Source organism: Deltaproteobacteria bacterium (assembly GCA_016183175.1).
Taxonomy (GTDB): Bacteria; UBA10199; UBA10199; order UBA10199; family SBBF01; genus JACPFC01.
Genome location: JACPFC010000028.1, coordinates 1 through 26,509, shown reverse-complemented (window position 1 = coordinate 26,509; position 26,509 = coordinate 1). Strand labels below are relative to the sequence as shown.

The 26,509-nt window shown below is 53.9% G+C and carries 29 protein-coding genes and 1 tRNA gene; 20 read left to right on the top strand and 10 right to left on the bottom strand.

Translation table 11 applies throughout. The annotated features are described in order from the left end of the window. Nucleotides 1–344 (bottom strand): type IV toxin-antitoxin system AbiEi family antitoxin domain-containing protein (locus HYU99_03730; protein MBI2339466.1); only part of this gene is annotated, 344 nt, incomplete at its 3' end. A 41-nt stretch (nt 345–385) separates the two neighbouring features. Further along, nucleotides 386–1,009, bottom strand: a complete 624-nt coding sequence (locus HYU99_03725; protein MBI2339465.1) for an RlmE family RNA methyltransferase — start codon at nt 1,007–1,009, stop codon at nt 386–388. 176 nt (nt 1,010–1,185) lie between these two features. Between HYU99_03725 and HYU99_03720 the strand changes: the two genes are divergently transcribed. The 9 genes from HYU99_03720 (at nt 1,186) to HYU99_03680 (ending at nt 6,365) form a co-directional block, all read left to right on the top strand. Further along, the gene (locus tag HYU99_03720; protein ID MBI2339464.1) at nt 1,186–1,575 is read left to right on the top strand and encodes a hypothetical protein; all 390 of its coding nucleotides are present in this window, start codon (nt 1,186–1,188) and stop codon (nt 1,573–1,575) included. Between the two features lie 59 nt (nt 1,576–1,634). Further along, nucleotides 1,635–2,762 (top strand): 23S rRNA (guanosine(2251)-2'-O)-methyltransferase RlmB, encoded by a 1,128-nt coding sequence (rlmB, locus tag HYU99_03715; GenBank protein ID MBI2339463.1) that lies wholly within the window; start codon nt 1,635–1,637, stop codon nt 2,760–2,762. A gap of 12 nt (nt 2,763–2,774) precedes the next feature. Beyond that, on the top strand, nt 2,775–3,014 hold the full coding sequence (rpsP, locus tag HYU99_03710; GenBank protein MBI2339462.1) for a 30S ribosomal protein S16: 240 nt from the start codon (nt 2,775–2,777) through the stop codon (nt 3,012–3,014). A 122-nt stretch (nt 3,015–3,136) separates the two neighbouring features. Further along, nucleotides 3,137–3,367: a KH domain-containing protein gene (locus HYU99_03705; protein ID MBI2339461.1), complete on the top strand. Its 231-nt coding sequence runs from the start codon at nt 3,137–3,139 to the stop codon at nt 3,365–3,367. 63 nt (nt 3,368–3,430) lie between these two features. Beyond that, nucleotides 3,431–4,108, top strand: a complete 678-nt coding sequence (gene trmD / locus HYU99_03700) for a tRNA (guanosine(37)-N1)-methyltransferase TrmD (GenBank protein ID MBI2339460.1) — start codon at nt 3,431–3,433, stop codon at nt 4,106–4,108. Beyond that, a complete protein-coding gene (locus HYU99_03695; protein ID MBI2339459.1) occupies nt 4,105–4,668 on the top strand; it encodes an RNA methyltransferase in 564 nt (187 codons plus the stop codon). Before trmD ends, HYU99_03695 begins: the two co-directional genes overlap by 4 nt. Continuing rightward, a complete protein-coding gene (gene rplS / locus HYU99_03690; GenBank protein ID MBI2339458.1) occupies nt 4,665–5,159 on the top strand; it encodes a 50S ribosomal protein L19 in 495 nt (164 codons plus the stop codon). Before HYU99_03695 ends, rplS begins: the two co-directional genes overlap by 4 nt. After that, nucleotides 5,080–5,775 carry a ribonuclease HII gene (locus tag HYU99_03685; GenBank protein ID MBI2339457.1) on the top strand — a complete coding sequence of 232 codons (696 nt, stop codon included), beginning with the start codon at nt 5,080–5,082 and terminating at the stop codon, nt 5,773–5,775. Before rplS ends, HYU99_03685 begins: the two co-directional genes overlap by 80 nt. A 71-nt stretch (nt 5,776–5,846) precedes the next feature. After that, nucleotides 5,847–6,365: a DUF456 domain-containing protein gene (locus tag HYU99_03680; GenBank protein ID MBI2339456.1), complete on the top strand. Its 519-nt coding sequence runs from the start codon at nt 5,847–5,849 to the stop codon at nt 6,363–6,365. A gap of 108 nt (nt 6,366–6,473) precedes the next feature. Here HYU99_03680 and HYU99_03675 read toward each other — a convergent pair whose 3' ends face one another. Together HYU99_03675 and HYU99_03670 are read right to left on the bottom strand one after the other, a co-directional pair. Beyond that, nucleotides 6,474–6,839, bottom strand: coding sequence for a hypothetical protein (locus tag HYU99_03675; GenBank protein MBI2339455.1), 366 nt, complete (start codon nt 6,837–6,839; stop codon nt 6,474–6,476). Then, nucleotides 6,836–7,126: a hypothetical protein gene (locus HYU99_03670; protein MBI2339454.1), complete on the bottom strand. Its 291-nt coding sequence runs from the start codon at nt 7,124–7,126 to the stop codon at nt 6,836–6,838. Before HYU99_03670 ends, HYU99_03675 begins: the two co-directional genes overlap by 4 nt. Nucleotides 7,127–7,383: 257 nt before the next feature. Here HYU99_03670 and HYU99_03665 point away from each other — a divergent pair, with 257 nt between their 5' ends. The 4 genes from HYU99_03665 (at nt 7,384) to HYU99_03650 (ending at nt 15,456) form a co-directional block, all read left to right on the top strand. Further along, nucleotides 7,384–9,930 carry a hypothetical protein gene (locus HYU99_03665; protein ID MBI2339453.1) on the top strand — a complete coding sequence of 849 codons (2,547 nt, stop codon included), beginning with the start codon at nt 7,384–7,386 and terminating at the stop codon, nt 9,928–9,930. Between the two features lie 250 nt (nt 9,931–10,180). Continuing rightward, nucleotides 10,181–10,396 carry a type II toxin-antitoxin system HicB family antitoxin gene (locus tag HYU99_03660; protein ID MBI2339452.1) on the top strand — a complete coding sequence of 72 codons (216 nt, stop codon included), beginning with the start codon at nt 10,181–10,183 and terminating at the stop codon, nt 10,394–10,396. Next, entirely contained in the window at nt 10,389–10,616 is a 228-nt protein-coding gene (locus HYU99_03655) for a type II toxin-antitoxin system HicA family toxin (protein ID MBI2339451.1), read from the top strand. Before HYU99_03660 ends, HYU99_03655 begins: the two co-directional genes overlap by 8 nt. A gap of 319 nt (nt 10,617–10,935) precedes the next feature. After that, a complete protein-coding gene (locus HYU99_03650) occupies nt 10,936–15,456 on the top strand; it encodes a DEAD/DEAH box helicase family protein (GenBank protein MBI2339450.1) in 4,521 nt (1,506 codons plus the stop codon). Nucleotides 15,457–15,467: 11 nt separating this feature from the next. On the opposite strand, the gene HYU99_03645 is transcribed toward HYU99_03650, so the two are convergent. From HYU99_03645 to HYU99_03620, 6 genes are all read right to left on the bottom strand, one after another. Next, on the bottom strand, nt 15,468–17,039 hold the full coding sequence (locus tag HYU99_03645; protein ID MBI2339449.1) for a hypothetical protein: 1,572 nt from the start codon (nt 17,037–17,039) through the stop codon (nt 15,468–15,470). Between the two features lie 120 nt (nt 17,040–17,159). Continuing rightward, entirely contained in the window at nt 17,160–17,744 is a 585-nt protein-coding gene (locus tag HYU99_03640) for an outer membrane beta-barrel protein (GenBank protein MBI2339448.1), read from the bottom strand. After that, nucleotides 17,741–18,367: a phosphoribosylglycinamide formyltransferase gene (locus HYU99_03635; protein ID MBI2339447.1), complete on the bottom strand. Its 627-nt coding sequence runs from the start codon at nt 18,365–18,367 to the stop codon at nt 17,741–17,743. Before HYU99_03635 ends, HYU99_03640 begins: the two co-directional genes overlap by 4 nt. After that, on the bottom strand, nt 18,360–19,406 hold the full coding sequence (locus HYU99_03630; protein MBI2339446.1) for a phosphoribosylformylglycinamidine cyclo-ligase: 1,047 nt from the start codon (nt 19,404–19,406) through the stop codon (nt 18,360–18,362). The genes HYU99_03635 and HYU99_03630 overlap by 8 nt, the downstream gene beginning before the upstream one ends. After that, nucleotides 19,403–20,575, bottom strand: coding sequence for a peptidylprolyl isomerase (locus HYU99_03625; GenBank protein MBI2339445.1), 1,173 nt, complete (start codon nt 20,573–20,575; stop codon nt 19,403–19,405). The genes HYU99_03630 and HYU99_03625 overlap by 4 nt, the downstream gene beginning before the upstream one ends. Nucleotides 20,576–20,609: 34 nt before the next feature. After that, a complete protein-coding gene (locus tag HYU99_03620; protein MBI2339444.1) occupies nt 20,610–21,602 on the bottom strand; it encodes an alpha/beta hydrolase in 993 nt (330 codons plus the stop codon). Nucleotides 21,603–21,846: 244 nt separating this feature from the next. Between HYU99_03620 and ispE the strand changes: the two genes are divergently transcribed. From ispE to HYU99_03585, 7 genes are all read left to right on the top strand, one after another. After that, nucleotides 21,847–22,698 carry a 4-(cytidine 5'-diphospho)-2-C-methyl-D-erythritol kinase gene (gene ispE, locus HYU99_03615; GenBank protein ID MBI2339443.1) on the top strand — a complete coding sequence of 284 codons (852 nt, stop codon included), beginning with the start codon at nt 21,847–21,849 and terminating at the stop codon, nt 22,696–22,698. Nucleotides 22,699–22,825: 127 nt separating this feature from the next. Then, nucleotides 22,826–22,896, top strand: a tRNA-Gln gene (locus HYU99_03610). 190 nt (nt 22,897–23,086) lie between these two features. Beyond that, on the top strand, nt 23,087–24,034 hold the full coding sequence (locus HYU99_03605; protein ID MBI2339442.1) for a ribose-phosphate pyrophosphokinase: 948 nt from the start codon (nt 23,087–23,089) through the stop codon (nt 24,032–24,034). Between the two features lie 114 nt (nt 24,035–24,148). Then, nucleotides 24,149–24,919 carry a 50S ribosomal protein L25 gene (locus HYU99_03600; GenBank protein MBI2339441.1) on the top strand — a complete coding sequence of 257 codons (771 nt, stop codon included), beginning with the start codon at nt 24,149–24,151 and terminating at the stop codon, nt 24,917–24,919. A gap of 12 nt (nt 24,920–24,931) precedes the next feature. Then, nucleotides 24,932–25,516 carry an aminoacyl-tRNA hydrolase gene (locus HYU99_03595; GenBank protein ID MBI2339440.1) on the top strand — a complete coding sequence of 195 codons (585 nt, stop codon included), beginning with the start codon at nt 24,932–24,934 and terminating at the stop codon, nt 25,514–25,516. 73 nt (nt 25,517–25,589) lie between these two features. Then, nucleotides 25,590–26,027 carry a 30S ribosomal protein S6 gene (rpsF, locus tag HYU99_03590; GenBank protein ID MBI2339439.1) on the top strand — a complete coding sequence of 146 codons (438 nt, stop codon included), beginning with the start codon at nt 25,590–25,592 and terminating at the stop codon, nt 26,025–26,027. Beyond that, a complete protein-coding gene (locus HYU99_03585) occupies nt 26,011–26,283 on the top strand; it encodes a 30S ribosomal protein S18 (GenBank protein ID MBI2339438.1) in 273 nt (90 codons plus the stop codon). Before rpsF ends, HYU99_03585 begins: the two co-directional genes overlap by 17 nt. Nucleotides 26,284–26,509: the final 226 nt, after the last annotated feature.

Genomic DNA, 26,509 nt, shown 5'->3' with positions numbered 1-26,509 from the left:
AAAACCCCCATCGGATTTGAAAACTTGGCTGTTTTCAGCCGTGACACCGAGGTCATGGCCGAAACCCGCTCGGGAATCATGTCGTACCAGGAAAGGGCAAATTCAAGGGAAAGGTACGACGGAGAATAGAGGGCATTGGCCAGTCCCATCGGCGAAAACCGGATTTTGCGCCGGTCATCGGGGAGTGTGTAAAGGCCCCGCTTTAGCCGGATAATTTTTCCGCCTTTAACCCATCGGGTCAAGTTCAGCCGGTTGGCCTCTTTTGAGCCGCCAAAGAGACGGAGCAACGATTCGTCAAAAAAGGGAAGAGGGGCCGCCTTGGTTTCAAGGGCATCATATTTCATTTCTGTAGATTATCATAATTGATAATTTATGGAAATAGTTTTTAACCCTTAAACCCCGTGCAAACAAGATAAATCTCCGTCGAAGTCTTTCGTGTCGCCTCTGGTTCCACCGTGGTAATTCGTTCAAAGGCGCCGCGGAGCTTCTTCCTGAAACTCCCCATCTCCGGGCCGGGAAAAATTTTCACAATCAAGCCCCCCCCTTTGTTGAGAATCTTCTTTGCAAATTCAAGGGCCGACTCGCAAAGTTCCAGCGAGGCCTGAAGGTCCCTGAATTTCACACCGGAAATATTCGGCGACATGTCGGACAAAATCCAGTCGGGTTTTCCATCCTGCGCTTCGATGATTTTTTGCCGGTTGGCCGGGTCGAGAAAATCGCCCTGGATGAAAACAGTCGACGGGGCAGGAGTAAATTGCAGGGGGAGGAGATCGATGCCGACGATAAATCCCCCCACCCCCCCTTTGACAAAGGGGGGCAAGGGGGGATTTCGTTCTTCGATAACCTTCAACCACCCTCCCGGCGCGGAACCGAGATCGACAATCCGGGCGCCCGGTTTGAAGATCCGAAAGCGCTCATCCAGCTCGATCAGCTTGTAGGCCGAACGGGCCGGATACCCCTCTTTTTTGGCTTTTTGGTAAAAATGGTCCTTTCGGTCGTATTGTGGCATCCAAACCTGAAACCGTCCGATTTTCGGACGGTCGTCTCTCCATTTCGGACGGTTTTACCCCTATTCAACCCCCCCGTCAAATTTAAAAATACTGTAATTTCAAGTAGTTATATTTTTAAGTGGGCCACCCGTAACTTGGCAAGCAAATTGCATAATAAAAGGTAAGAGGAACGTGTATGGCTATTCGGAAACCATCTATTGAGGCCCTGATCTCCAACGCCGCCGATTTTGTCAAGGAAACAGCGGGGGCTGTTGCCGAACGCGTTGAAGTTCTCCCCCATTTGGCGGGCGATTCGCTGGCTGAAGCCAAAGAAGATTTACAGCAGATCATCGGCAAACTGAACGATGCCCGAAAGTCGCTGTTCGGCAACGTCCACGAAATTTTCGAGAAAAGGGGGATCGATGCGATCGAGGAATGTGCCATCGACATCGATCCCGCGAAACGGGAAAATAACTGCCTTTTTGCCCGTCTCCTGCACGATGTGTTCCAGGGACGCGACGGGATCGAGATTCCGCAGGATGTCTGCGAATATTACTCCAACGGAAACGGCCGGCCGATCGGATAATCTTTTCACGCACCCAATTCCTCATTGCTGTCAGGCAGTTGTCGTGTTAATAATTATTCATGCCCATAAAACCTCCATCCGGTGTTCAGCCGCCCGGCGTTTCCCAACTGCCTCAAGCCCCGGAAGGAGCAAAAAAGGGAGAAACGATTTCGTCCACGCCTCCGGTGGTCAACCCCGAGGCGGTTGCCAAGGCGCTTAAAGATTATCAAAAAATCCAAAAGAATTTAAAAAAGCCGTTCCTCTCGGGCGCCGCCGGGCTTTTTACCGACAACGTGGTCTTTCCGGCCGATCTGCTCGATCCCTCCAATCCGGCCAACGATCCGAAATATCTTCATCTCTATTCCGCGGTCCTTAATTTAAAGGAGCTCGCGCGATTTTTTGGAGAAGGAAGAAGAAGAAGAGCAAAAAAAGTGACGCAGATTCTCTACGGAAAAAATCCCATCATCGAGGTTCTTCACGCCGGGCGGCGAAAAATCCACGAGGCGCTTGTAGAAGGAAAAAAGGGGCGGCCCAGTGATGAAGCAGTTGCCGCGGTACTCGCCAAACATCATGTCAAGTACAGGATCGTCGAAAAAAAAGAAATCGATTCATTAACCCATCAGGCGAAGCATCAGGGAGTCGCCGCAAAGGTGGACGATTTTCCCTATATGAGTCTTGAGCAGATGGTCGGGCAATTTCCGGAGTCGGCCCCCCAGGCCGGGTCGGCCCTTTTTGTCCTATGTGACTCCATTCAGGACCCGCAAAACCTTGGGGCCATCTGCCGAAGCGCCTGGTGTTTCGGCGCGCATGGGATCATTTTGAATAAAGATCAGTCGGTGGATGTCACCCCTGCCGTGGCCAAGGCCTCAGCGGGGGCGGTGGAACATCTTTCCATCGCGAAGGTGACCAATCTGGCGCGGAGCCTCGAATATCTTAAAGAAAAAGGATTCTGGAGCTACGCGGCCGTGGCGGGTGCAAAAGACACTCTGGAAAAATTATCTCCTTCGCCAAAGATGGTGATTGTGCTGGGGAGCGAGGGGGAGGGGATTCGGCGGCTGGTCCTCGAGTCCTGTGACTTCCAATTTTCCATAAAAATGGTTCGCCCCTTCGATTCCCTCAATGTGGCCCAGGCGGCGTCCATCATTCTCCACGAAATTTCGAAAACAGGACCTGTATTGCCCTTGACTTATTCCCCCAAAATCGCCTAAATAGCCCGCCTTATGGCAGTGGTTATCCGATTGTCCCGGCACGGGACGAAAAAGAAGCCTTTTTACCGGGTGGTGGTGGCGGACGAAAATTGCCCCCGCGACGGCCGGTATCTGGAAATTCTGGGGACCTACAACCCCAAAGACGCCGCCAACAAGGGGGTGTTCAAAACCGAGCGGATTCAATACTGGATCTCCAAAGGGGCCCGCCCCTCAACCACGGTGTCGCATCTGTTGAAAAAGAATGTCGCCTAATCCAGGATTTGATCTTTAATTTTATCAGTGTTATAAAAAGACTCTATTTTGCGTTTCGGCTGGGAGGGGAGGTCAACCCCTCTAGTGTGGGACGTTGATCTTTGACATGATCGGAGGAACCTATGAAACAGCTCATTGAGATGATGGCCAAAGCGCTGGTCGACAAGCCCGAAGAGGTTGAAGTAACCGAGGTCGAAGGGGAACAGACCACCGTTGTTGAACTGAAAGTGGCCAAAGAGGACCTTGGAAAGGTCATCGGCAAGCAGGGAAGGACCGCCCGCGCCATGCGAACCATTCTTGGCGCCGCCAGCACCAAGATCCGCAAGCGGTCGGTTTTGGAAATTATCGAGTAGTCTCGATCGGCATTTCGTTTTATGGATACCCCGTGAGAAAATTCTTTCTCACGGGGTTTTTTTATGGATTTTCATATTCTGACGCTCTTTCCCGAATCAATTGCCCCTTATTTTACATCGAGCATTCTTGGTCGGGCGCAAGAAAAAGGGATCGTCCGGATTTTTCTTCATCAGCTTCGCGGCTACGCAAACGACAAACATCATTCGGTGGACGACCGCCCCTATGGCTTTGGTCCCGGCATGGTTTTGCGGCCGGATGTGCTGGTGCGCGCGGTTCGTGAGCTGAAGCAAAAGGAAGCGATTGAAAGAGTGATTCTCTTGTCGCCCCGTGGCGGCTTGTTTTGGCAGACAAAGGCAAAAGCATTGTCAGCGCTGAAGTCGGTCTTGCTGGTCTGCGGCCGGTATGAAGGGGTCGATCAGCGCGCCATCGATCTGGTGGTTGATGAAGAAATATCGATCGGCGATTATGTCCTCTCCGGCGGTGAACCCGCGGCTGTCGTTGTCGTGGATGCCCTTGCGCGCCTGATCCCCGGCGTGGTCGGCAATGAACAGGCCGTCGTTGACGAAAGCCACAGCGATGGCCTTCTGGAATATCCTCATTACACCCGCCCCGAAGAATTTGAGGGGCAAAAAGTTCCGAAGGTCCTTCTCTCCGGCAACCACGCCGAAATTGAAAAGTGGCGGCGCGAGGAATCGCTTAAAATCACCCGCAAAAACCGCCCCGATCTTCTCAAAAAATGACTGCGCCTGTTTACATCGCCCTCATCCACCACCCCGTGCTGAACAAACACGGCGAGGTTGTCACCACCTCCATCACCAATTTCGATCTCCACGATCTGGGGCGCATCTCAAAAACGTACGGCGTAAAAAAATATTTCATTGTCACCCCCAATGAGGCCCAGCAAAGAATGGCGCGGTATATCGCGCGCTACTGGCGGGAAGGAACGGGCTCGCGCATGAATCCCGACCGGCGGGAGGCCTTTGCCGATATTGAAATTTCGTCCAGTCTGGAGCAAACCTGTTTGACAATCCAAAAGTGCCATGATAATTCCCCCACCCTTATAGCAACCACGGCGCGACCTTCAAAAAAGGCAATTCGTTTCGATCAGTTAAAAGAGTTGCTTCAGACGTCCGGCAATCCGCATCTGATCCTGTTTGGAACGGGGTGGGGGCTGGCGCCGGAGGTGATGAAAAAGGCGAAGATAGTCCTTGAGCCGATCCGCGGTGTGACGGCATATAATCACCTCCCGGTTCGCGCGGCAGTGGCGATTGTGCTCGACAGAATTTTGGGAAGAAAATGAACGCACTTCAATATATTCAGCACAAATATGCCGCGAAAAAAACACCCGCGTTCAAGGCGGGGGACCAGGTCAAGGTTCATGTGAAAATCAAGGAGGGGGAAAAGGAGCGGATCCAGATTTTCGAGGGGGTTGTGATTAAAATCCACCGCGCCGGCCCCTCCTCCAGTTTCACCGTCCGGAAGATGTCGTATGGCGTTGGAGTGGAACGGATTTTCCCCTATTATGCACCGGTGGTGGACCGGATAGAAGTGGTCAACTCGGGCCAAGTGCGCCGGGCCAAGCTTTATTACCTAAGAAAGCTGTTCGGCAAAAAGGCGCGCATCATCAGTGAAGAGGGCGAAGCGGACCTCGGTGAGGCCAGCCCCGTGGAGGCTAGCCTCGGTGAGGCCAGCCTCGGTGAAACGAGTCTCGCTGAAGCGAGCCCTAAAGCAAAGGGGACGGCCGTTGAAGCAGGAAAAACTGAATCTGCCCCGGCCCGAACTCAAGGATAAAACCTTTTGGGAAAAACGGTTCTGGGCCGAGGGCTTCAAGTTTGTTGCCGGACTCGATGAAGCCGGCAGGGGCGCCTGGGCTGGGCCGGTGGTGGCGGCGGCCGTTATCCTCCATCCCGGCACCGATATTCCCGGCGTTGACGATTCCAAAAAAATACTTCCCCAAAAACGAGAGGAACTCTTTGATGTCATCTGCCGCGAGTCCGCCGGCTTTGGCATTGGTGTCGTGGCGTCCGCCGTGATCGACGAGGTCAACATTCAGCAGGCCACTTTTCTCGCCATGGGCGAGGCGCTTAAGAAGCTTTCCGTCAAGGCTTCATTTCTTCTGGTGGACGGCAACCGGGGAATCGGCGTCGCCATCCCGCAACAGGTCCTGGTGAAAGGAGATGGGCGATCGGCCTCCATCGGGGCCGCCTCCATTCTGGCCAAGGTCACCCGCGACCGTTTGATGACCGAAATGGAATCAGCCTATCCCTCGTTTCGGTTTTCAAAACACAAGGGATATGGTACAAAGGAACACTTGGAGGAGCTCCGTCGTCATGGACCGGTGGCGATTCACCGGATGAGTTTTGAACCGATCCGTTCTTTGGCCGCAGGGCCGACGGATTTGTTGTGAGCGAGGATCGGACTTGTTCCGTCCGAGCGAACAGGGGGTGCGGGGGCGCCAGCGGCAAAGCCCCCGATGTTATGATCCTTTCCATCCTTTCATCCCTCGGTCTTACTATCTACGTCCTTCTTTTGCTGACGGCGCTCTTGCTGGTGCCGCTGGGGTTTCCAGGCACCTGGCTTTTGGTGGTGATCTCGTTTGTCTTTAGCCTGGTGGCCGATTTTCAGGCGGGGAAAAGCGATTTTTGGGTCCTTTTTACCGTTGGGGCGCTGGCCATTATCGGTGAGGCGCTGGAATTCGGCATCGGGGTGTTTGGCGGCAAAAAGATGAACGTGTCCAACCGGACGATTGTCGCCTCGTTAATCGGGGGCATTGTCGGGGCCATCATCGGCGTGCCGGTGCTCCTGATCGGTTCGCTCATTGGGCTTTTTCTCGGCGTTTTTCTGGGGGCCTTTGCATCTGAAATGCTGGAAAAGAGGGACTGGCGGAAGGCGTTTCAGGGGGCGCTCGCCTGCTTTTTTTCCCGCATCACCGCGATGTTTGTCAAAACCGGCATCGGGTTTGCAATGGTGGTTTATCTGCTGGTGAAGACGTTTTAAATCCCAAATCCCAAAACTACGCTCCTCGCTTAATGGCAGGTTGGAACACCCTGCCAAGCCCGTATCTGTTTAAGGAGGTTTATGGGGTGTGGGAACATGGGTGCCGTTTCAAGCGGCCAGATTGAATTCCACAGTGTCGTATTCAACCACGGGTGTTTTCACCATTCGTCCCAGAATTTTGGCCGCTTTCACCTTAAGGGCGCCCGCTTCTTCAAAAAAGAGAATGACCTTGTTCAAGTTTGAAACATCCATCCGGGTGAACTTGGCCAGTTCATAAACCGATTTTGGTTTGAAAACGAGAATGTACTTTAAGATATGCAGGTTGCGCACAAAGCGGTCGAAATCCCTCTTGTTGTCGAAGCTGATTTCAAAATGCGGATATTTCAGTTTCCCCTTTTTCGCTTTCCGCAGGGCCTTCCCAAAATCATCAAGAACCTCTTTGGCTGTTTTTAACGATACAATCAAATGTTTCATATTTTTATCCCCATATTTTGCAAGACCAGCTCTTTAAAATCTTTGAGCAATTTTTCCCCATTCACGTAACGGTACGGAACCTCCTGGTCATTCAAATGAACATGCGGCCCTTTGGGATGATGGTTGTCCATCAGGACTCGCTTGCCGCTTTGAAGGTCGAGCAGGATAAGGCCGTATTTGATGCCATCCCGATATTTTAAAGATCGCTCCACTTGGTGAATCTCTATTTCAAGGATGTAGCGCCCCTGGAGACGGGCCTTATGCCAATAGACCAGGGTCGCTTTCATATTGGTTCTATGTTACCTATATCAATTTTAATTGTCGAGCGCTTTTTCAGGCAATCCGCCGCTCCAGCTTGCAGGTGCCTTTCGACTCGGCGCAACAAGCGCCTCGCTCAAGGCTAACAGGTGTTTTCTAAAGAAAACATTTCCTTCAAAATTTTGTTTTTTCCACGCAACTTTTTCTGCATCCTTCCGATAATATCCTGTGCCTACGTGCGTAGGTGCGTAAGTCCTGATATGGCGATGTCGGGAACGAATATTCCATGTCCAAACCAATCAATTTAAACGATCCGTCACTTTTGCCGGAAGTCCGCGACTTTCTTGCCGAGGCGGATATCTGTTCCGAGTCGTCCTGTACGGAAGGAGATGGTTTTCTTCTTTTGGAGGAGGCCGAAAGCTACTGGGGTTCGCTGGATAATTTTCAGGCTCAACTCCACGGACACTTCAACCTCTTTGCCGATTTTGACTCCGGGGAATTGCTTGAGTCGGATCGAAACACCCCAGACCCTTTTGGGGATGTCTATTTTCTGCCTCCTTTCCTGGTGGCCCTGGAAAAGGAGGCGGTCAGCAAAGAACCGGCTATCTACTCCCTCGATCATGAAGGCGCTCCGTCACAGACCGAAATTTCTCCATGGATCGGTTTTACCGAAAATCTTCCCCTATGGATCGGTGCGGCCCTGATGATACCTGCTTTTTTTGCCGGCCGAAATGGAAATCCGGCGGGTGCGGCCGCGGCTGAAGCAATGTATTTGAGTGCCGAACAGGTTTTTGCGAGATGCCTCGATCCGATTAGAGTTCCTCCGGACATTGTGGCCCGTAACTCCCCCCGTCCCCCTCTTAATCTAAGAGGGGGAGAAAGGGGGAGTTATCCGGTTGAGTGGATGGTTGCCCGATCGGAAGTGGAGACTTTTTCTGATGGAAATCTTCAAACTCAAAGAGGGACTCAAACAAGATTGATTCCTCGAACAGCCACAGGTCAACAAACGATCCCATCATCGGGTCTTGGCATTGATGAGGCCGGGCCGCCGATTTTTATTCATGACGTAACTCCCCCTTCACCCCCTCTTAACTTAAGAGGGGGCTGGGGGGAGTTATCAGCAACTCGAATTTCACCAGCTCAAAGGCCGATCGCTCTGCCTCTTCCGCCTTTTCCACCTTCCACGGATGACAACAACATCGCCATCCTCCCCGGTGCGGATCACGGGCAGGTCATGGACATGCCGGGTCATGATGCAGGGATTATCGTGGATGATCCGTTATCGATGGATGAAAGCGTGGAATTTCCTTCTGCTGGGGGAACACCAAGCGAGCCTCTTGGGTGGAATCCTTTTACTTGGTTTAGAAACCGCACAGAATTACGCGGTCGCGAGCCGGTCCCACCGAATGCACCGGCTCAATCGAATCTCAACCCGTCTTTTTTTGCCGATCAATTTTATCGTTTAACACCGGATTTGGAACCGCCCGCTACCACTGAGTCTGTAACGTTGGAACTGCCTCATATGGAGCCCGTTGCCACTCGTTCGGATACGGCGCCTTTTCAAACTATGGCGACTCGTCTTGAAGGGATTGGCTTCGCTCGAATCGGAAATTCCCAATATTTCGAGCGTGGTGTATTCGTGGTGCGCGTGGACGACGAGGGGCAACCTCAAATCTTCAACGATTTTTTACAGGATGACGCGGGGTCAACAATATGGCTCTCTTATGGTGAGAACCCTTTTGTTGGCAAGGGCTTCGAAGTAGTCGCTATGGGGGGATATGATAAGGGATATGATAAGGGATATGATAAGGGATATGATAGTGATAGTACAAAATATTTTATAGGGCTTACTGGCGGTTACGTTGGTCGGCAGGCTTCAAATATCCGGCACTTAATAACGCCCCTCCGCAACCAATTGCTTCAATCGGGATTCCAAGAAGACCCCTCACAACGAGGCGTTTTTACTATGACTGAAAAAAATGATGGGCGTAGCAATGAAGAAATCGTAGCTATAATGAAAGGCACCGTGTTGCAAAGATTTATCGTGAAAGCGAGTAAATTCATTCAAGACCGCTTAAGTCCTGACAGCCGTTTCATGCGCACAGATACCGTGCGTGACCATGGCGTAACCTTGGTTTTCCAGTCACGAAACGTTGAAACCACAGTTTCGGGTTACGGCGAGGTAAAAGATCAACGCTTGCTCTTGCCACTTGAGAACTTTTCTCCGCAAGATCTTCTAATCCATCCCCTCTCCGAAAGGAAGGACGCAGAGACGGGATTCGTTTATGCCGGAGTGAACTCTACTGGGATAATTCGCGGTTTGAAAGGAAAACAGATTAGCGGAATCCCCATAGCGGAACTGGAAAAACGGATGCGTCCCGGCGATTTCTCGAACGCTGGATTTCTTGGAAAAGAAGAGTCCCTTATAGATGTTTTGGCGAAAGATAACGATTGGGTCCTAGCCCACGGCTTAACGCATCAGCAACTGGCGGAAATCCTCCACCGATTCCGCGCCTTGTCCTTGTTGAAGCTAGACGGTGAGGGTAAGGAGATCGAATTTCGCGGCCAGAAATACGAGGTGCGATCCGCGTCCTGTCTGGGAGTTCAATCCTCTCCTTTTCCCGATGGTGACAACACAAACCTCACCGTCGCTGTGAACAACCTGTCCAAGGGACAGAGTCTTTCTTTCTCAGGGCTGTTGCCATTTTTAATTGAGCGATACGGATTTTACGAAGGGGAAGGCACTTCTTACCGTGTGTCGCCGCAAGCGATTGCTGAGATGTTTGGTTTAGTCCCTTTTCAGGAAACCGGAAAAGAACCTCATGGCATCTAACTGGCACCTCGGATCTGAAAAGGTGCCAGAAAAAAATGGGAGAAAATGCCATGCCTTTTTACAAACCGCTACTAAAGGGGCTGGCTATCCAATCAAAAAAATCCCGCCGGTGAGGGCTGGAACACCCTCCCCAGCCCGTATCCGTTTACGGAGGTTTATGGGGTGTGGGAGAGGTAAGCCGGGAAAAGGGACAACCTCGGTGAGGAACTTATTGCTTTTAATGCAAGATCTCGCGTAAAATGAAAAATATATGAAGTTCTCGGCTGTCATTAGAAAAGAAGACAGATTCTACGTCGCCCGGTGCCCGGAGCTGAATGTCACCAGCCAGGGAAAAACCTTCGAAGAGGCCAAAGATAACCTTGTTGAGGCCATTGAGCTTTATGTCGAAAGTTTTGGCGCCGACGATATTCCGGAAGAAAAAGAGCCTCCCATCTGGACCTCTCTAGAGGTTCATCCCCATGCCTAAACTTCCCGTCCTGTCCGGAAAGGAATTGATCGACATTCTCGTTCGATTGGGTTTTGAAGAGATTCGACAAAAAGGGAGCCACGTTTCCTTGCAAAAGATAATCGGGGATAAAAAATTCAGGACCGTTGTTCCTTTGCACAAGGAGCTGGCAAAAGGCACATTGAGGGATATTCTTAATCAGTGCGGCCTGACAAAGGAAGATCTCATCGCAAATATGTAGTCGGCCAAAGGACCATCGGCAAAAGGGGTTATCCCGTCAAACAAATCCCGCAAGTGTCATGAAACACCCTGCCAAGCCCGTATCCGCCCCCTTACTTCACCATCCCGCCGACAACCAGTCCGGGGATCCGGATGGTGAGTTTTATCGGGTTACGGACCGGCGCGTAAGGAGAACGGCGCGATATTAAAAGGGCTGTTTTCTGAAGAAAACACCAGAAAAATTTTCCACGCAACTTTTTCTGAATCCTGCCGATAATATCTTTTGCCTACGTGCGTAGGTGCGTCAGTTCTGATATGGCGATGTCGGGAACAAATATTCCATGTCCAAACCAATCAATTTAAACGATCCGTCCCTTCCACCTGAAGTCCGTGACTTTCTTGCCGAGGCGGATATCTGTTCCGAGTCGTCCCGTATGGAAGGAGATGGTTTTCTTCTTTTGGAGGAGGCCGAAAGCTACTGGGGTTCGCTGGATAATTTTCAGGCTCAACTCCGCGGACACTTCAACCTCTTTGCCGATTTTGACGAAGAAGTTTTGCTTGAGTTGTCTCGAAACACCCCAGACCCTTTTGGGGATGTCTATTTTCTGCCTCCCTTCCTGGCCGCCCTGGAAAAGGACGCGGTCAGCAAAGAACCGGCTATTTACTCCCTCGATCATGAAGGCGCTCCGTCACAGCCCGAGGTTTCTCCCTGGATTGGTTTTACCGAAAATCTTCCCCTATGGATTGGTGCGGCCCTGATGATCCCCGCTTTTTTTGCCAGCCGGAATGGCAACCCGGCCGGGGCGGCCGCGGCTGAGGCGATGTATTTAAGTGCCCAACAGGTTTTTGCCAGATGCCTCGATCCGATCAGAGTTCCTCCGGACTTAATCAGGCCAGCCCCACGGGCAAGTATTTCTGTTGGGAGAGGCCCCTCTTTGGAAGGGGATTTTCCTTTGGTGGTCAGGGGAGTGGAAACCGAGAGAAGTGCAGGTTCTCTGCGGACAGGCGCCACAACGGGAACTCGGATCATTCCGCGTGCCATGCCAGGTTCTACAACAAGAGCAACCCCCGAACCCATTGACGATACCGCCGGCCCTCCGATTTTTATTCATGACGTAACTCCCCCTTCACCCCCTCTTAACTTAAGAGGGGACTGGGGGGAGTTATCAGCAACTCGAATTTCACCAGCTCAAAGGCCGATCGCTCCGCCTCTTCCGCCTTTTCCACCTTCCATGGATGACAACGACATCGCCATCCTCCCCGGCGCGGATGACGGACAAGAAATGGATCTCCCCACACCGGACAAAGACCTCGTATTCGATGCCCCCGCCGCTCTTGTCAACGAAGTTGCCGATTTCCCCAGTGCCGAAGAGTTCCCTGACGAACCGGTTGGCGATCCAGGACTTTCCAGCGATTACCAATACTGGCTCAAAAACCGCCGCCCTTATCAAAAGGAGGCGGTGCAGGCCGTTTTGGACCATTGGCGCCGCGGCGGCGACCGGGGACTGGTGGTTCTCCCCACCGGAACCGGAAAGACATTTACCTTCGTGGAAACCCTCTGGGAACTCTCCCGCCTTCCCGCCTTTAGAGGCAAAAAGATTCTCGTGGTGGCGCATCAGGATCAAATCGTGTCCCAGAACGCCGTCGCTCTGGGTGACCGCTTTGGCGTGGGCAAGGTCGGAATGGTTCAGGGACAAACGCAGGAATGGAACAACCCGGTTGTCTCCGCGTCGGTCCAAACGCTGGCGAATCATCTGAACGAGGTCCCGTGGGATGAGTTTGGTTTGCTGGTCTTGGACGAGGCGCATCACTACGTGGAAGGAAACGAATGGTTCGAAATCGCCCAGAGAATGGGCTTTTTTGATGCAGAGGGGAATCCTGTCGATCAATCAGGCGAGAAAATACTCCTCGGCTACACCGCCACCCCCGATCGCTTGAGCGGCAAGCCGCTGGTGACCGTCTATGGTCCCAACCTTCTCTACACCCGCGACATCAACTTTTTTATCCAGGGGGACTATCTGCTGAAACCCTATGGGATCTCCGTTACTTTGACGGGAACAGACGATCAAAGGAGGCCGCTATTGTCCGAAAAAGTATGGGCCTTACTGACGCTGGATCAAAAAGCCCAACTGTTGGCGGATATCTTTTACACCAACCCGAAACTTCATTATGGCGATGCCTTTAAAAAAACAGCCGTCTTTTTAACCAGTCGGGAAGAAGTGGAAGGGTTGGAGACAAGGTTGAGAGACGACTATGGCATCAACGCCGTTGGGGTGCTGGATGACACCCCCGACCGGACTCAAAAGCTGAATGATTTTAAGGCGGGGAAATACGATTTTCTGCTCAATATCGATATTGCCACGGAGGGGTTTGACGACCCCGGTATTGAGGCGGTTGTTTTGGCCCGTCCGACGGAAAGCCGTTCGAAAGTAGTCCAGCAGGTGGGCCGCGCCCTTCGTGTGGACCCGGCACATCCGGAGCGGAAAGAGGCGTTAATTGTGGATTTGATGGGGAATCTGGAAAAGCACGACATTAATATCAGGGCGGAAGAGGCTTATCAGTGGGGCAAAGAAAGCCAGGGGCTTACCCGAGAGGAGGGGTTGCGCGATGAGAAAAGGATTTACCACCCGGTTGTTTCCCTGCATTGGCAGGCGGTCGATTTGGGCCGGTTTGTCACCGTCGATAATTTGTTTCGTTTAAAGATCAAGAGCTTGTTGACTGCTGAGGAACAGGTTACGGAGATTTCCTATCGGGCCGGATTAAATTCCGACAAGGTCATGCAATGGTGGTTGGGGAGCGCCCTTCCCGAAACGGAAAAAGAGGTGAAAAAACTGGAAGCATCGCTCAACATAAAAGACGAGGGTCTCTTGGTTGCTTATCAGGAAACCGTGGGGGGGGCGATTAGGTCGTATTTGATCCAGCGGCTTAAAGAAAAGGCGCAGGGACTCGGAAGGACGCCGATAGCAACAGAACTGGGGGGCAACTACCCGTCTACCCTGACTTATCAGAGATACTTCGGCACCTTTAACAATGCCCTCCGTGCGGCGGGGCTGGAGGTGACACGGACAAAATTCACCGGTGAACTGACGCGCGAAGGGGCGATTGAGATTTTAAACGAGGCGGCGGGGGAGCTGGAGGCTCAACGGAAAACGATGACTGGACATAATTTTGAAGCCCTCCGAAAGGCCGCGCATCCCGACTGGCCGAGTGTCCCGACAATCTGCAGGGCCATCACGGGGAATAAAAAGGATTGGAACGGTTCCCTCCGTGCGGCGGGGCTGGAGGTGACAAGGACACAGGGGGAACTAACACGAGAAAGGGCGATTGAGATTTTACAGACGGCGGTGGGGGAACTGGAGGGTCAAGAAAAAAAGATATCTGTATCTAATTTTGAAGCCCTCCGAAAGGCCGCGCATCCCGACTGGCCGAGTGTGCAGACAATCTGCAGGGCCATCACGGGAAGTATAACAGATTGGAATGGTTCCCTCCGTGCGGCGGGGCTGGAGGTGATACATGCGGTAGGTGAACTGACGCCCAAAGGGGCGATTGAGATTTTGAAAGAGGCGGCGGGGGAGCTGGAGGCTCAACGGAAAACGATGACTGAACATAATTTTGAAGCCCTCCGAAAGGCCGCGCATCCCGACTGGCCGAGTATACAGACAATCTGCAAGGCCATCACGGGAAGTATAACAGATTGGAATGGTTCCCTCCGTGTGGCGGGGTTGGCTTTTCGGCCGGGGAAAAGACCCGACCCCTCCCTCATCGGCGGTAAAGGGGATGCCGGGTATGACGAGCCGATTCAGGTGTCGCCATGGAACGAAAAAGATCCCGGCGGAGAATTTTCTTCACCCGATAAAGCCGTTCTTGATGGGGATAAGGCGGCGGATGGGCCGGGGGATACCGAGTTGGCGGCGAAATTTGACCTTCTGGCGTCAGGAATGAAAGATGACATCGAATGGTCGGAAAGAGAGCTTGATGCATTAAACTCAAGGGGCGCAAATTTGAGTGAAGCGGACAAGGAATGGAAAAAACGGGAGGAATCGACGCTTGATCGGGCAAGGAAAAGATTGTCTTCGTTGGAAAAGGCCAGAACATTTTATGAACGGGGCGAATTTGGTCCGGCGCGTACTTGTTTACTGGCTTTGCTCAAAGCGGCCAAGGAGGGTGAGGCGGAAGATCTGCTGTCTCTGGCGGCGCGACTGCCGGGGGGAATCGGTCTCCCCGACTGGAAAGAATGGCACGAGTGGGGCCGCATCCTTCTGGAGATCAAATGCCGAGACTTAGAAGGACAGTCTCATGTCCCGCTTGGACCGGTGAGTGATCGTCGAGCGTTACGCCACAAATTATGGCTGGAAACTAAATCACCGGAATCGAAGACCCTCCGTCGTCGGCATGAAAAACTACTTTCGGCCTATGATCGACTGGGTAGAAAGCAAACTCCGGAGGCGGCAAGAGAGTTTTGGAAGAATTTCAGCGGCTGTTTTCGGGGCCCGCCGGCTTTGGATTTTTTTGTCCGCTTGTGTGAGCTTATCCAAGATAATTCCGTCGTCGAGGATGAGTCGGCAGTCGAGGATCAATCGGCAGACGCGCCTTCGGCACTTTACGCTGAAAAATTCCAGGAAATCCGCGTTCTCATCGAAAGAGATTTCGAGACCCCAAAGAAGCGTTCAAGAGGGAAGTCTCCAAAAACCATCGCTCTTGAAGCCCTCAAAAGTGCGTCGGACAAACTGGACAACGGAAATTTGAAAGGGGCGCTTAGAGACTTGAACAAAGTGATTAAGGAGGCCCGCGATCAGACGGCTTATATGGTTCAGGACCGCGTGGAGAAACTCGCGGACTTGCTCCGGAAAGCGGGCGGGTAAAAAGGGGATTTTTAGGCAATCCTTCTCTCGAGTTTCATCGCCCGCTTTTTTTCCTTCTCCACGTCCTGCCAGATCAGATCGGTCACTTTCAACCCGAGCATGAATTTTCCCTCGTAGCCCATACTCCCCAGAATTTCGGGGGCGGTGAGGTAGAGGTTGGGGGAAGGGGTTTTGTAGCTGATCTGGAAGAGGTCGGTGAACGACTGCGCCTCCAGCTTAAAAACCGGATGGGAGCGGGCCGTCTGTTTGAAGATTTCAAAGTCGTTTTCCTTGAGCGGAAAGAGGGTGTCGGTGTTTTCCTGTTTGGGCATAAGCGGAAAGGTGTAAATCAGCTTCTCCTCGGCAAAAGGGAGGAGCTTCAAGAGACCCTCGCGGATCTTCTGATGAATGGGGATAAACGATTCATCCGCCGCGTCGAGCAAGGCGGGGGGGAGAAGATAATTCACCAAAAAACGGGTCATCCCCCCCGTTATCTCTCCAATGCCTCCTGCCGACCCCTGTGGGGCGGACCCCTCGACCCTGTTCGGGGCAGACCCCTGCGGGGCGGGCCGCAACTGGACGGAAAGAAAATTGGTTTCCGTCAGCTCCCGATCCGGGTTGTCGATGATGACCAGGTTTTCGCGCATCGGCGGCGGGATGAACTCACGCGGGACGTCGAAACAGCAGGTGAACCAGTGCAGATGGGGTTTCAGGTTCTGGATTTTTTTGCGCAGTTTGCGGAACCGGAAGAGCGCGGGGAGGTAGTTCTCCAGCCTTTTGAGCGAGGCGTTCCAGATGACGTAGCGGGCGAGAACATTCCCTTCCATTCCCGACAACTGGGCCCCCTGAAAAATGCCGTTCCTGAAGAGGAGTTTTTCGATCCGGGTGTCGGGGCGGTAGGCCCCTTCGTGATGCGAAATGCGGTCAATAAAAATTTTTTTGAGGTACTGATGCCCCCCCTTGACCGAGTAGATTTCCCCCTCGCTGGGGTTCAAAAGCTCGGCCACCTGAAAGGCAAAGGGGGCCTCCGTGTGGGCATAGGTGATCATTTTAAGCTGGGCCATGAGAAAATTCTTGAGCGTCGCGTCTCCGTTGAGTGGAAGGCCCAGGGCCTCCAACCTCTGGTCGAGGCTGTTTTCCCTGACAAACCGCATCAACTGCCGCCGTTCGCGGAAAGAGGCGGGGAGGACGAGCGCGTAGAGTTGCTGACTTTCCACCTGATGCTTGATGCGCGCCAGCGTTTCGTAGAAAAACCGGATTTTCTCGTGCTGGTCGGGAAACTCGCGCTCCAGCTCTTCGTAAAAAGTCGCCGGGTTGGACGAGATGTCGATCCGTTTTTTGGGAAAGATGATCTGAAGCGGCGATTCGGTGGACGAAAGAAACTGGATGTCGTTTTCGGGAATGTTCAGCCGGCCGAGAATCGACCGCAGAAGTTTGGAGTGGAGGTGGGAGACGCAAAAAGGGTCGGGCTCCCTCTCGTTTTGGGCGTAGGGGTCGAGATCGAGCACCTGCACGGACAGGCCCCGCCGCGCCAGAAAGGCGGCGGTGATGAGGCCCGAAAGTTCGGTGCCGATAATAAGCGCGTCGCAATAGCGTTCGAGCATGCAAGTCTATCCCCTGCAACTTCGTCTATTTTTTCGCAGGAATTTGCAGACCACCCAAAGTCGCATTCAGACCATTTGGCCGGCGCCTGCCCGCCAGCTTTTTGGAGGGGCCCTGCCGCCTTAAAAATGAAAACCCAGCTTTGCAACCAGCGAATAAGGAATCATCCCGGAAGAGTTGCTCCCCCCGGTGTTGCTTAGGCTGTTGATGATTGCCGCCGAGCGGAAAACGCCGGCGAATCCGGCCGAGATGATGTCGGTAAAATAATAGTCAAAACCCACCTCGAGCTGTCCGCCCAGCCCCACGCCGTTCGTGCCGTTTTCCACCGAGCCTTCGGAGAGGGCAAATACGCCCAGCCCAAGCCCGGCGTAAGGGTCCCATTTGGATTCTCCTTCGTCCATGAAATAGAGCTTGATGGTGAAAGTGGGAATCCCCAGCATCTCGATCCCCTCATCCCCCTCCGATGGGCCCTCGCCGCCATGGGTGGTGGCCCAAGCATCGATGGAGATGGAAAAGCGCTGATTGAAGCGATAGTCAAAATAGACGCCCCCTCCCGGCCCCACTTCAATATCCGGAATGGTGTCGATCAGCTGGATATTTCCCATTCCCATGATGCCGATGGTCATATTTTTGGAGCTTCGGGCGAAGGCGGGGGAACCGAACGCCAGGCCAAAAACGGTCAGGAAAACGACAAGGGATTTTTTCATGTTTGTTCCTCCAGAATTTCCACGCGACGTCCCGCTATTTTTACTTTGTTTTTCGCCAAAAGGTCAACCGCCTTCGGAAGCAGTTGGTGTTCCTCCGCAAGAATCCTCTCAGAAAGGCTCTCCACGGTATCGCCGGGCAAAACGGGGACCGCCGCCTGTAGAATAATCGGCCCGGTATCGCACCCTTCGTTGACAAAATGGACGGTGCATCCCGAAAATTTTACGCCGTATTCCAGCGCCTGCCTCTGCGACTCCAGCCCCGGAAACGAGGGGAGAAGGGCCGGGTGAATATTAATGATGCGATTTTTGAAGCGCGAGATCAGCCAGGGGGAGACAATGCGCATGAAACCGGCCAGCACGACCAGATCGACTCCGTGGCGCTTTAAAATTTCTTCAATCCGTTTTTCAAAGGCCTCTTTTCCCTCGTTTTTGGAGGCAACAAGCGTCTCGCAGGGGATGCCCGCTTTGGCGGCGCGCTCGAGCGCGGGGGCGCCGGGGCGGTTGGAGATGACGACCGCGATCCGCGCCAAAATCCTCCCCTCACCGCAGGCGTCGATCAAAGCCTGAAGGTTGGTGCCCCGGCCGGACACTAACACGCCGACATTGAGTTTTTTTTCAGACAAGGAGAGCCCCGCTTTCTCCCGGTTGACGCGTCCGGATATATCCGATGGAAGCAGAGGGATAACCCTGTTCGGCCAGCCGTTTCAAAATTTCTTTCTCATCCGCCTCCCGGACCACCAGGGTAAGCCCCACCCCCATGTTGAAGACCAGCCACATCTCCCGTTCCGGGACATTCCCCGCTTTTTTCAGCCAGTCGAATATGGGGGGGGTGTTGATTTTTGTTTTTTCGATTTCGGCGGTCAGGGTTTTGGGAATAATCCGGGGGACATTTTCGGGGATGCCGCCGCCGGTGATGTGCGCGATCCCCTGTATTCTGAAATTTTGAAGGAGTGCAAGAACCGGCCTTACATAGATCCGGGTCGGGGTCAGAAGAATTTCGCCGATTGGCCGGTCAAACCCCGGAGGACGTTTTTTGAGGCTGACCTTTTTGTCCTTTAAGATTTTGCGGACCAGCGAGAAACCGTTGCTGTGAACGCCGGAAGAGGCGACCCCGATCACCCGGTCGCCCGGTCGCATCTCGCGTCCATCCACAATTCGGTCGCGATTGACCGCCCCCACGGCAAAGCCGGCCAAATCGAATTCCCCCGGGGCGTAAAACGAAGGCATCTCGGCCGTCTCTCCCCCCAAAAGGGAGCAGTTGATATCGGCAAGCGTTTTGGCGATTCCAGCGATGACCTTTTGGGCGACGGCGGTTTCAAGTTTGCCCACGGCAAAATAATCGAGAAAAAAAAGAGGCTCGGCGCCACAACAGATTAAATCGTTGACGCACATGGCCACCAGATCCGGACCGATGGTGTCAAACTTCTTCATTTCGAAGGCGAGCTTTAATTTGGTGCCCACCCCGTCCGTCGTGCCGACCAGAACCGGGTCGGAAAATTTTTTCAAATCGAGCGAGAAGAGGCCGGCATATCCGCCGATTGTTGAGATGACTTCGGATCGGCGGGTTTTTTTTGCGAGAGGGACGATGGCGTCCACCAGACGGTCCGCGGCGAGAATGTCAACTCCGGCCGATTGATAGGTGAGCTTTTTCTGTGCCTTCATGGAGACGACGCAGTCCCTTTGTCCTCCGGAGGGACATCCGGCGGCACCGGCCCTGCCGTCGGGGCCTCTACCGCCGGTATCGGAGCCGGAGCGGCCGGCAGGGCCGGTGCCGCCTCGGCCGGAGCGGGGGCCTCGGTCACATCTCCCGGTGCCGGGGGAACGGGTGCCTCGGCCGCCGGCAGGGTCGGTACCGCCGGTTTTGGAGCCTCTGAATTTTCCTCCTTCTTTGCCGGGGCCGGGGCTGAAGGCTTTGCCTCCTCCGCATAAACAATTTTTGCCGACTGCTTGAGGGAGGCCAGAAGGTCGTCCTTCACCTGTTTTTGAAGTTGAAATTCAATGGTCTTTTTCGCCTCTTCGAACGGCGTTGCCTCCGGCTCGGAAGTGACCTTGACGATATGCCAGGCCCTGGCCGTTTCGATGATGTCCGAGACCTCCCCGTTTTTCAATTTAAAGGCGGCCTCCACCACTTTGTCCATCCCCCGCCGCGCGAGCCTCTTATCATCGCGGCTTATCGGCCCCAGATCGCCCCCCTTTTTGCTGGATGATTTGTCATCGCTTGCCTCCTCCGCCACCTTGCCAAAATCTTCTCCGGAGATAAGCCTTGCCTTGACCGCCTTGGCCTTTTCCAGCGCCGCTCTTTTCTCCTCGGCGGTTGCCTCCTTGTTTTTACCCTTCTTGTCCTTGTCGGCAGGGGGGGTCTTTTCGGCCTCCGGCTTCTTGAAATCGATCTGAATCTGCGAAACCGACACCTTGGTAAAATCGGTGTCCTTGTGTTTTTCGTAATATTCGCGCGCCTTCTGTTCCATCTCCGCTTCCATCACCGCCTGTGCGACGATAATCCGCCGGTAAAGCCCCGCCTTGTCCAAAACCTCCTTTTTTTGGTCGAGGCCCCTGCGGAGGCTTTCCTGGTAGAGCAATTCCTGGTCGACCAGATTTTCCACCATCTTCTTTTTCATTGTGGGGTTGGCGACCTGGCTTTTCACGCGGGGATTGATGGCGGAGAGGACGTCCAGATAACCCTCGCGGATGGAGGTGTCGTTGACCCGGACAATTTCCGCCCCCTTTTTCAGGTCGGCGAGCTCTTCTCCTCCCGATTCGGAAGGGACGACCCTTACCTTGGAACACGACGCCAAAAACAGGGCGATTAACAGGTAGAAAAGACGCTTCATTTTTGTCCTCCATTGATAAAATTTCGGTGGAATATTATCGGGCCTCCGCGCCGATTGCAACGGATTCTTTTTGCAACTCGCCGAACTCCAGATCCTTGTCGCGGAATTTGGCCGGAGGAAAGCCCAGCCGCTCGCGGATGAATTTTTCGATGCGCAGATTGAGCAACTCCGGCTGTTCCACCAGCGCCACATGGCTCCCCTTTTTGACGATGAAAAGCTCCGAGTGGGGAATCTGGTGGTGCATCTTTTTTGAAACCCAGGCGGGGGTGAAGTTGTCCTCGTCGGCGCCGATAATGAGAACCGGCGCCCGGATCCGCTTGAGCGTCCCTTCGGCGTTGTGCTCCTGCAGACTGCGGGTCAGCTTGGAGAGGAAGATGGCGTCCACATTAATGATATGCTCCAGATACTGCCTCATGATCCTTTTGTCGGCCAGATAGGGCTTCATCATCTTGAAGAGCCCTCCCATCTGAAACCAGAAGGGGTTTTTGGCCACCAGCGTTCCGAGGGTGTTGGAGAGGCGCGGAAAAAGGTGGTTGAAGATGTAGATGACCTCGAAGGCGTACTTGGAAAGGGGAAAATTATAGAAGGTGTCCATCGGTTTTCCGGAGGTGCCGAAGCAGGAGACCATTCCGATGACGCGATCAGGATCGCTGTTGTAAAATTCGAACATCACCTGCACCCCCATGCTGTGGCCGACCAGGATGGCCTTTTTGATCTGCAGGGCCTTGAGGACCGCTTTTAAATCCTGCTTCAGCGACGAAACGGTGTGGTTTTTGGGGACACGCGGCATTTCGGAGCGGCCGTGGCCGCGATAGTCCCAGGTGACCACCTGCGCCTTGTCTTTGAAGTAGTTTTCGAGATACGAAAAATAAAAGGTGGAACAGCCGAGTCCGTTCAGGCAGACGATGGGAACGCCGCTCCCCACCGAGCGGTACCAGATGCGGGTTCCATCGAAACTCGAAACGGTGTCTTCGCGGGTGCGCGTGATCTGGCCCAGGCGTGATGCATGTTCTGAAGAAGTTTTCATTCCGTTCGCTTGAAAAGTCGGCGCATTATAGCGGGGAGCCGCAAAAAAGCAAGGGGGCGGCAGGGCCCCTCCAAAAAGCCGGCGGGCAGGCGCCAGCCAAATGGTCCAAATGGATCTTCAAATGGTTCGCATACTTCTTGGCAAAATGCAAAGAAGTTGCAAAGGAAGAATCTAACTCATTGGATTTCATGGAAAATCCCATATTGACTTTTATTGGACCGGTTATATATGATGCGCCCCCATTATGAAAACACTCAAGCTTCAGTCCCCCGGAAAAATCAACCTCCGTCTGGATGTTTTGGGAAAACGCAACGACGGCTATCATGACCTGCGGATGTTGAACAGCGCCGTCTCCGTCTACGACGATATCGAGCTGAACATCATCGACCGCGGCATTGTGGTGGAGGTGGCCGACGATCCGAGGGTGCCTTCCGGCGAGGACAACATTGTTTTCAGGGCCGCCAAGGAGATCATGGCCTACTCCAACAAGAACGTCGGCGTGCATGTGAGGATCAAAAAAAATATTCCGTCGGGCGCCGGCATGGGGGGCGGCTCTTCCAATGCCGCAAGCATCCTGGCCGGCCTGAATCAGCTTTTGAAGATTAATTTGAACCGGGAAAAACTCATTCGAATCGGCCTGCGGTTCGGCGCGGACATCCCTTTTTTTCTTTATGGGTCGCCCGCCATCGCCACCGGGATCGGCGAGAATCTGGCGAGGGTGAGGCGCCTGCCGCGCCTGCCGGTGGTGATTGTTTCACCCAACTTAAGCGTCGCGACCAAATGGGTTTTTGAGCGGTATCAGCCAAACGGCAGTCGCCATGGAGAGATGGAGATCCCGCGCGAGTTTGCCACCAAGAAGGCGGTGGTAAAAATGATGAACAACGACCTTGAATCGGTGACCTCAAGGCTCTACCCCGTCGTCAACGATCTGAAAGACCGGCTTGTCAAATACGGCGCCTTGGGAGCCCAGATGACCGGAAGCGGCCCCAGTGTCTTCGGCATTTTTGCCGACGAAGAACAGGCTGTGAGGGCGGCCAAAAAATTAAGCCAAAAGGCCAATGTAGCTTGGCGCGTGTTTATTGCAGAAACAATTTAGACTTGGGGCCCTGCAAGTTCTTTAAGGTGACTACACGTGTTTATTTTATTTTCTGTCGAACTTGCAATGGCCCCAAACCCCGCGCGGCCCGCAGGCAAAGCCTGACGGGCCGCTTGTTCTGACAAGGTGGGGCGTAGACAAGCGGTAAGTCACCGGATTTTGATTCCGGCATCCCTGGTTCGAATCCAGGCGCCCCAACATTTTGATCGGGGCCCTGCAAGTTCTTTAGGGTGACTACACGTGTTGATTTTATTTTTTGTCGAACTTGCAATGGCCAATTATCTTTACTTCGCAAACGCTATCGCGTTTGCTACGCGCCCCAGCTAAGCTGGGGCTTGTAGCCCCGCGCCTCACGCCGGCAAAGCCGGACGTGAGGCTTGAAAATTATATGGCCTCCTTTGAAGACATCCGGATTTTTTCGGGCAACGCCAACCGCCCGCTGGCGGAGGAAATCGCCGCCTATCTGGGCTTCCCGCTGGGAAAGGCCGAAGTAAAACGGTTTTCCGACGGCGAGGTGTGGGTGGAAATCGACGAAAATGTCCGGATGACCGACGCCTACATCATCCAGCCCACCTGCAATCCGGCCAACGAGCATCTCATGGAACTTTTGATTATGATCGACGCCTTAAAAAGGGCCTCGGTGGCCACGGTGACGGCGGTCATGCCTTATTACGGCTACGCCCGGCAGGACCGGAAGGTTCAACCGCGCACCCCCATCACCTCCAAACTGGTGGCGGATCTCCTGACCGCCGCGGGGACCAGCCGGGTGGTTTCCATCGACCTGCATGCGGCGCAGATTCAGGGTTTCTTCGACATCCCGTTCGATCACCTCTATGCACTCACCGTTTTTCTCGACTATTTCAAAAAACATCCGGTTGACAATCTGGTGATTGTCTCTCCCGATGTAGGGGGGGCCGAGCGGGCGCGGGCCTACGCCAAGCGTCTGGGAGGTTCGCTGGCGCTTATCGACAAGCGGCGTCCCTCCCCCAATGTCAGCGAGGTGATGCATGTCATCGGCGAGGTGGAGGGCAAAAACGCCGTCATCGTCGATGATATTATCGATACGGCCGGCACGGTGGTGCAGGCGGTTGAGGCGCTGATCAAGGAGGGGGCCAGATCGGTTTCGGCCTGTTGCACCCATCCGGTTCTTTCGGGGCCGGCGCTTGCGCGAATCGAATCGTCAAAATTGCAAAAGCTGATCACGACCAACACCATCTGTCTTTCGAACGAGGCCCGCAAATGCCGTAAAATAGAGCAAATCTCGGTGGCCCCATTGCTTGCCGAGGCCATCTCGCGGATCGGCAAGGGGGATTCGGTGTCGTCGTTATTTGTATGAGGAGGGTTCCGGGCCTCCCGCCGACCGAATAGGGAGGATGAAGCGAGGTGGGAGCGGAGCCGATAAGGACAATGAAGTGACTGATCAACTCTGAAGTAAAAAAGGGAGAAAATCATGGAACGAATCACGCTCAATGTGGAAACAAGAACAAAAACAGGAAAAGGCATCTCCCATTCCCTGCGTCGGCAGGGGAAAATTCCCGCCGTCCTTTATGGAAAAGGGATCGACAACCTGAAACTCTCGGTTGCGCTTCTGGAACTGGAAAAGGCCCTTTCCACGCAGGCCGGAATGAACGCGGTTCTGCAGTTGAATGTGGAGGGGAAGGGGGCCTTCGATGTTCTGATGAAGGATTATCAGGCCGACGCCGTAAAAAGAAAATTCACTCATGCCGATTTTCTCAAGGTAGACCTGTCCAAAAAAATCACGGTGGCGGTCCCGGTTCACCTGACCGGAAAGCCCGAAGGGCTCAAGGAAGGGGGGATTCTGGAGCAGGTCACGCGGGAATTAAAGGTCCTCTGCTTTCCCCTGAATATTCCCGGGCAGATCGAGGTTGACGTGTCGGCATTGAAGATCGGACAGAATCTTCATTTGAAGGATGTGACCCTCCCCTCCGGAGTGGAATCGGCCGAGGCGGACGACGTAACCATTGCGCTTGTCTCTCTGCCCAAGGAGGAGGAAGTGCTTACGCCGGGGGTCATGACCGAACCGGAGGTTCTGACGGCCAAGAAGGAAGAAGGGGAAGAGGGGGCGGCGCCGGCAGAAGGAAAAGCGGCGGCTCCGGCGGAAGTAAAGGGGGCGGCTCCGGCGGGCAAACAGGGAGGGGAAGGAAAGGGGGCGGCCCCGCCTGCCAAGGCGCCCGCCAAGGAAGGGGAGAAGAAAAAATAGTTTGACGAATTGATGAAAATTATCGTCGGTCTCGGCAATCCGGGGGAAGAGTACGAAGCCACGCGCCACAACATCGGTTTTTTGGTTGTCGAACGGTTGTGCGGGGCTCTGAATGGGCGGTTCAAGAAAAGCCGTCTGCGGGAAGAGGCGGTTATTACAGATTTGGGCGGCGCCAAGACCATTCTGGTCAAACCGCTGACGTTCATGAATTTAAGCGGCCAGGCGGTTGGCGAGGTCCTCCGCTATTATCGGTGCGACCCCGAGGCGCTTCTTGTGGCGCATGACGACCTTGATCTGGACCTTGGGCGGATCAAGTTTTCGCGGGGGAGCTCGTCCGGCGGTCACAACGGTATCGCCTCCATCATCGATGCGCTCGGCACAAGGGAATTCTGCCGGCTTCGGATCGGCATCGGGCGGCCCAAAGCCGGGGGAGGCCCGGTCGATTATGTCTTGAGCCCTTTTGCCCGGGGGGAACGGAAAGAGGTGGAGAAGGTTGTCGGCGTTTCTGCGGAGGCGGCGATGGATTTTTTAAAAAAAGGGATTCAGGCGGTGATGAACCGGTATAATAAGGGTTCCCGCCGAGCGCCGACCGAATAGGGAGGATAAAGCGAGGTGGGAGCGGAGCAGGCAAAAACGACGAGGCGACTTAATCAATTCAAATGGAGGCATCATGAACGAGTACGAAACCATTTATATCGCGGAACCCGATCTGCCCGCCGGCCGGGTTGAAAAGATCAGCGAAAAAGTCCTCAAGATATTAAAGGAAGGAAAGGCGGAGATAATCGACCAGCGCGACTGGGGGGTCAGGAAACTGGCCTACCGCATCGGAAAATTCACCAGCGGACGGTATATTTTTTTCAATTATACCGGCAACGGCCATTTCGTGGCCGAGCTGGAGCGAACGCTCAAATATGAAGAGGGGGTTGTCCGTTATCTGACGCTTGTTGCGGCTTCCGAAAAAGAGATCGCCCGCCGGAAGAAACGGATCAATCAGCCGGAAGAAGGACGCCTTGAGTTGGGCGAGCGCGGATGGTCTGCCGACGCAGGTCCGGCTTCCGAAAACAGCCTGAACGGACGGGGAGGAGGATACGATGGTCCGAAAAATTAAAAAAAGGGAAAAAAGGGAGAGGCGGCGGTCAACCGGCAAGAGGAAAAACTGCCGCTTCTGCATCGACAAGGAAATGGCCATCGACTACAAACTGGTGCGCCAGCTGGGGGGTTTTCTTTCCGAAAGGGGGAAACTGGCCCCCAAGCGGATTTCGGGGAATTGCGCCTACCACCAGCGGCGGGTTGTGGAGGCGGTAAAACGGGCGCGTATCCTGGCGCTTCTTCCCTATACCGCGGCACACGCTGTCGCGGCGTAGTTTTTAGTGAATGCCGAACCATCGACACCGAAAAAATTTCGCCCCGACATGGGCCGGGCCGGCCTGGTGGGCCGAACCGGCCTGGTGGGTATTTTACTTACCCTTGCCCTCTATTTGAGCGGTTTTTTTGTCCTTTTGACGCCACTCCCCCCCCTCTATCACTGGCTGGTTGACCGCAGGAGAGCCCTTTGGGGGGTCGTCCTTCCCATTTTTGCAATTCTTGTTT

Excerpts from the sequence above, each read along its gene's own strand:
- HYU99_03725 (MBI2339465.1), bottom strand. The coding sequence starts at position 1,009 with ATGCCACAATACGACCGAAAGGACCATTTTTACCAAAAAGCCAAAAAA.
- HYU99_03720 (MBI2339464.1), top strand. The coding sequence starts at position 1,186 with ATGGCTATTCGGAAACCATCTATTGAGGCCCTGATCTCCAACGCCGCC.
- rlmB (MBI2339463.1), top strand. The coding sequence starts at position 1,635 with ATGCCCATAAAACCTCCATCCGGTGTTCAGCCGCCCGGCGTTTCCCAA.
- rpsP (MBI2339462.1), top strand. The coding sequence starts at position 2,775 with ATGGCAGTGGTTATCCGATTGTCCCGGCACGGGACGAAAAAGAAGCCT.
- HYU99_03705 (MBI2339461.1), top strand. The coding sequence starts at position 3,137 with ATGAAACAGCTCATTGAGATGATGGCCAAAGCGCTGGTCGACAAGCCC.
- trmD (MBI2339460.1), top strand. The coding sequence starts at position 3,431 with ATGGATTTTCATATTCTGACGCTCTTTCCCGAATCAATTGCCCCTTAT.
- HYU99_03695 (MBI2339459.1), top strand. The coding sequence starts at position 4,105 with ATGACTGCGCCTGTTTACATCGCCCTCATCCACCACCCCGTGCTGAAC.
- rplS (MBI2339458.1), top strand. The coding sequence starts at position 4,665 with ATGAACGCACTTCAATATATTCAGCACAAATATGCCGCGAAAAAAACA.
- HYU99_03680 (MBI2339456.1), top strand. The coding sequence starts at position 5,847 with ATGATCCTTTCCATCCTTTCATCCCTCGGTCTTACTATCTACGTCCTT.
- HYU99_03675 (MBI2339455.1), bottom strand. The coding sequence starts at position 6,839 with ATGAAACATTTGATTGTATCGTTAAAAACAGCCAAAGAGGTTCTTGAT.
- HYU99_03670 (MBI2339454.1), bottom strand. The coding sequence starts at position 7,126 with ATGAAAGCGACCCTGGTCTATTGGCATAAGGCCCGTCTCCAGGGGCGC.
- HYU99_03665 (MBI2339453.1), top strand. The coding sequence starts at position 7,384 with ATGTCCAAACCAATCAATTTAAACGATCCGTCACTTTTGCCGGAAGTC.
- HYU99_03660 (MBI2339452.1), top strand. The coding sequence starts at position 10,181 with ATGAAGTTCTCGGCTGTCATTAGAAAAGAAGACAGATTCTACGTCGCC.
- HYU99_03655 (MBI2339451.1), top strand. The coding sequence starts at position 10,389 with ATGCCTAAACTTCCCGTCCTGTCCGGAAAGGAATTGATCGACATTCTC.
- HYU99_03650 (MBI2339450.1), top strand. The coding sequence starts at position 10,936 with ATGTCCAAACCAATCAATTTAAACGATCCGTCCCTTCCACCTGAAGTC.
- HYU99_03645 (MBI2339449.1), bottom strand. The coding sequence starts at position 17,039 with ATGCTCGAACGCTATTGCGACGCGCTTATTATCGGCACCGAACTTTCG.
- HYU99_03640 (MBI2339448.1), bottom strand. The coding sequence starts at position 17,744 with ATGAAAAAATCCCTTGTCGTTTTCCTGACCGTTTTTGGCCTGGCGTTC.
- HYU99_03630 (MBI2339446.1), bottom strand. The coding sequence starts at position 19,406 with ATGAAGGCACAGAAAAAGCTCACCTATCAATCGGCCGGAGTTGACATT.
- HYU99_03625 (MBI2339445.1), bottom strand. The coding sequence starts at position 20,575 with ATGAAGCGTCTTTTCTACCTGTTAATCGCCCTGTTTTTGGCGTCGTGT.
- HYU99_03620 (MBI2339444.1), bottom strand. The coding sequence starts at position 21,602 with ATGAAAACTTCTTCAGAACATGCATCACGCCTGGGCCAGATCACGCGC.
- ispE (MBI2339443.1), top strand. The coding sequence starts at position 21,847 with ATGAAAACACTCAAGCTTCAGTCCCCCGGAAAAATCAACCTCCGTCTG.
- HYU99_03605 (MBI2339442.1), top strand. The coding sequence starts at position 23,087 with ATGGCCTCCTTTGAAGACATCCGGATTTTTTCGGGCAACGCCAACCGC.
- HYU99_03600 (MBI2339441.1), top strand. The coding sequence starts at position 24,149 with ATGGAACGAATCACGCTCAATGTGGAAACAAGAACAAAAACAGGAAAA.
- HYU99_03595 (MBI2339440.1), top strand. The coding sequence starts at position 24,932 with ATGAAAATTATCGTCGGTCTCGGCAATCCGGGGGAAGAGTACGAAGCC.
- rpsF (MBI2339439.1), top strand. The coding sequence starts at position 25,590 with ATGAACGAGTACGAAACCATTTATATCGCGGAACCCGATCTGCCCGCC.
- HYU99_03585 (MBI2339438.1), top strand. The coding sequence starts at position 26,011 with ATGGTCCGAAAAATTAAAAAAAGGGAAAAAAGGGAGAGGCGGCGGTCA.